Origin of the sequence: Clostridium sp. AF28-12 (genome assembly GCF_003435225.1) — a bacterium.
In the GTDB taxonomy this organism is placed as follows: Bacteria; Bacillota; Clostridia; order Lachnospirales; family Lachnospiraceae; genus Pilosibacter; species Pilosibacter fragilis.
The window spans coordinates 1-3,118 of the sequence record NZ_QWGJ01000049.1 but is presented as its reverse complement, the minus strand read 5'-3'; the positions used below and the strand labels follow the sequence as shown (position 1 = coordinate 3,118).

Here is a 3,118-nt window from a genome sequence, read left to right as displayed (position 1 = left end):
CAGCCTTTGAGGTTTTGGATAAGCTGCCGGATGGACTTCATTAGGCGGTTGGCAGCTTTGATTTCCCGGTTCAGGTTGCCGATATTTGTCTGGATACCACGCTTTTCCATCTGCTGGACAGCAGCCCCCTCATGGACAGTAGGGATAATATCAAGCCCCTGTCTGGCATAGGAACGCAAGTCCACACGCTCCGGGCGGTCATTGGCTTCCAGATAGCGGTTCTGGATGACCTCCCATTCATGCCGCCAGATTTCACAATACTTCTGGTCGTTCCAGTCAACCGTATCCTCCTTGTGGCTTTTCCACCTGCCGGACGGAAGTTTTATCCGTTCTCCGCTTTCATCAAGGTCATAAACCTTGCGGCTCTTGGGAAGCCATTTTCCATGTTCGTCCATTGCCCTCATAGTGAGCATGACATGGGCGTGGGGATTGTGTCCCGGCGGATGGGGGTCATGGATGGCAAAGTCAGCAATCATGCCTTTGGAAACAAACTGCTTCTGACAAAACTCCCGGACAAGGACAGCATACTGGTCGGGCGGTATCTCTCTGGGGATGGTAAGCACCCACCGCCTTGCAAGCTGGGAGTTCCATTGTTTTTCCACCGCTTCGGCGGCGTTCCACAAAGTATTGCGGTCTGCATATTCCTGTGGGGCATTAGGTGGGAGCAGGATTTCATTGTGGACGATACCACGCTTTTCCGGGTAGTGCTTCACTTGCTGGTCATATTCACAGAACAGTTTTTCGCCACTCTGGTAAGCAGCGGCGGCAACCGCAGACTGCCGCTGACTGCGCTGAACAATCGTGATTTCGTTGTGTGGACAGGGCATTTCGTGTCCCTCCTTTCGCTAATTGGTGGACGGGGTGGCGTTTTACCACCTCATTTTGGGCAGAAAAAAAGCAGGAAACCTTTCTTTCAGATTTCCTGCTCGGTGTGCCGCTGTGTGGGCGGCGGGTATTTAGTTGTAAAAGTTCGGGACAAGTTGACCCGATGTGAAGCTGACGAACTGGAATTTATTTGTTGTTATTTTCTATCAATCCCCAAAACATCATAGTATTCATCACTATACTCAATGCCACTATTGTCAAAGCGAGATTGCAGTTCTTTTACATAGTCATAAGGGTTATCAATAGGGGAAATTTCTAATTCTGTTTCAAGATAACTTAATGTCGCTTTCTGTTCCTCTGTGCGGATTGCTTCTTCCTCTTTGAGGTGTTTTTCAAATTTGTCTTTGTCCATCCAAATAATCTGCTCAATAGGATTAGTAGAACCACAAGCAAGAATAAGTCTCATAAAATCCTCAAAGGTTCTTGCCAGTGGATAAACAAAAACATCTGCACAAGTATCAGGATTGCAGGCAAAAACCATTTCCCCATACGGCTCAATAAAGCAATACATAATACTTCCTTCAAAACCTATTGCCTTTGCATTGGTCGGATAGCAGAAGTAAGAATAAATATCTTCAACTTGTTCAAGACAAATCAAAGAGCCATTTATATTCAGTTCTTTGTATTGGTCAAAAAGTGTTTCCATTTTATCACACTCCTTTACAACTTCTAATTTTTCAGTTCTACAAGTTGGAAGTTGTCGCTATGAAATTTCTTTTTCATCATCTCTTGGTGGTCGGATATAACATAACATTTCTTTTTCACAAGCACCAAATTTTGAGAAATTGGATTTCGCTTCTTTTAGCGTTATTCCATGATTAGAGTCGCTTGGTTCGTTATCAGAAGCAATGAACGGGTCATTCTCCCAAAAACAAACGGGGCAAATATACCCACAATCTTCATTTGCCGGAACATTATAGGTAAAATATCCGCAGCAAGGACATTGGTATTTTTTCATATAAACCTCACGTTTAAGCCTTGACCTCAAATTCCTGATTTATTTCTGACTTTATTATACTTCATCGATTATCGAAAAGATAGCATATTTTATGAAACTTGTCGGCTGGGAACAGCTTGCACCGCAAGGTGTCCCCAACAGGCAAGTCCACAAAAGGGTAGCTGGCTGCAGCCAGCGCAGGGGAAGTGTAGCGTCCCCTGTTTGATTTGGAGCAGACCATGACTGCGGAAAATCACAGCCCTCCGGTGAGGAGCCTTCGGAGAACGCAATGCACCAACCTCTGGGTGGTGTATAATTGCGCCCTTAGTAAACTAAGGGGTTTCCGGCTTCTCCCGTTCCAGCAGTTTTTTCAATAGTTCCTGCGTGTCCTGCCTGTGAAAAATGAGTTTCAACAACAGCATGACATCATCATCTGTTAGGCGTTCCGGCTCTTGCAGAAAACTTTCCAGCATACCGCCACGAGTGCAGAGCCGGTGCGTCCGTTCCTTTCGGGTAAGCTGCTTTAACTGGTGCTGCAATGCCTTTTCATCATTGATGGCTTTCCGCAGTTTCTTTTCGCTTTTCTCCAGCTCCCGGTTGAGCTTTTCCAGCTTTGAGGTATCAGGCAAGGGCAGCGTCCTCCTTTCCCGGTATCAGCACATAAATCCTATTCGGTTCTCCCACGCCCTGACGCACCCGCATGATAAGTCCGGCGTTTTCCAGTTCATTCAGAGAACGCTTGACCGTCATGGGACTGCGGGACAGGACTGCGGCAATGGCTGTGACAGGGAAGCAGACAAACAGGATTCCGTTCTCGTCCTCCTGCTCTTTGGATAGCATAGCGTCCAGCATCCGGCAGTACATGACCTTTGCGGTGCTGCTGACTGGAAATCCTGTCAACGCTCTGGGAAAGGGCATACAGGGCGGCAATGGTGTGTCTATCGTCATAAATTCAAAATTCATTCTGTGTGTTCCTCCTTTTTCTTTGCTCGTTTGGATAAATAACGGGGGCAGTCAATCACAACCGCCCGGAAGCTCTGCCTGCACCCATGCTGGCATTTCCGGCATAATTCGTTGTAAGTGACACGCCCCCGGTCATTGAGGTAAAAGGAAAGCTCATGCTTCCTCTTTTTGCTCATTCTCGGCATATTGTATTTCCTCCCGTTTTAGTGTATGGTTTCGGGGCGATTTTCGGCAAAATTACGGTCATAGAGCCGATTAAAATCTCCCGAAGTATCAGCGATAGGGTAGACTATCCCCCTATCAGATTGTCGTGTTTCGGTATCATTTCGGTGT

At 46.7% G+C, this 3,118-nt stretch carries 6 protein-coding genes; all 6 read right to left on the bottom strand.

The genetic code is table 11. From position 1 onward, the window contains the following. Nucleotides 1-827, bottom strand: an 827-nt coding sequence (mobQ, locus tag DWY93_RS16600) for a MobQ family relaxase (RefSeq protein ID WP_147324228.1), incomplete at its 3' end; no start/stop codon positions are given. A 194-nt stretch (nt 828-1,021) separates the two neighbouring features. Next, on the bottom strand, nt 1,022-1,531 hold the full coding sequence (locus DWY93_RS16590) for a hypothetical protein (protein WP_006873177.1): 510 nt from the start codon (nt 1,529-1,531) through the stop codon (nt 1,022-1,024). Nucleotides 1,532-1,588: 57 nt separating this feature from the next. Further along, nucleotides 1,589-1,843, bottom strand: a complete 255-nt coding sequence (locus DWY93_RS16585) for a CPCC family cysteine-rich protein (RefSeq protein WP_117472730.1) — start codon at nt 1,841-1,843, stop codon at nt 1,589-1,591. A 311-nt stretch (nt 1,844-2,154) separates the two neighbouring features. After that, entirely contained in the window at nt 2,155-2,451 is a 297-nt protein-coding gene (locus DWY93_RS16580) for a DUF3847 domain-containing protein (protein ID WP_002594808.1), read from the bottom strand. Next, nucleotides 2,444-2,785 (bottom strand): DeoR family transcriptional regulator, encoded by a 342-nt coding sequence (locus tag DWY93_RS16575; RefSeq protein WP_054328106.1) that lies wholly within the window; start codon nt 2,783-2,785, stop codon nt 2,444-2,446. Before DWY93_RS16575 ends, DWY93_RS16580 begins: the two co-directional genes overlap by 8 nt. Then, nucleotides 2,782-2,970, bottom strand: coding sequence for a hypothetical protein (locus tag DWY93_RS16570; protein ID WP_005930722.1), 189 nt, complete (start codon nt 2,968-2,970; stop codon nt 2,782-2,784). The genes DWY93_RS16575 and DWY93_RS16570 overlap by 4 nt, the downstream gene beginning before the upstream one ends. Nucleotides 2,971-3,118: the final 148 nt, after the last annotated feature.

Coding starts and splice junctions, on each gene's coding strand:
- DWY93_RS16570 (WP_005930722.1), bottom strand. CDS start 2,970: ATGCCGAGAATGAGCAAAAAGAGGAAGCATGAGCTTTCCTTTTACCTC.
- DWY93_RS16585 (WP_117472730.1), bottom strand. CDS start 1,843: ATGAAAAAATACCAATGTCCTTGCTGCGGATATTTTACCTATAATGTT.
- DWY93_RS16575 (WP_054328106.1), bottom strand. CDS start 2,785: ATGAATTTTGAATTTATGACGATAGACACACCATTGCCGCCCTGTATG.
- DWY93_RS16590 (WP_006873177.1), bottom strand. CDS start 1,531: ATGGAAACACTTTTTGACCAATACAAAGAACTGAATATAAATGGCTCT.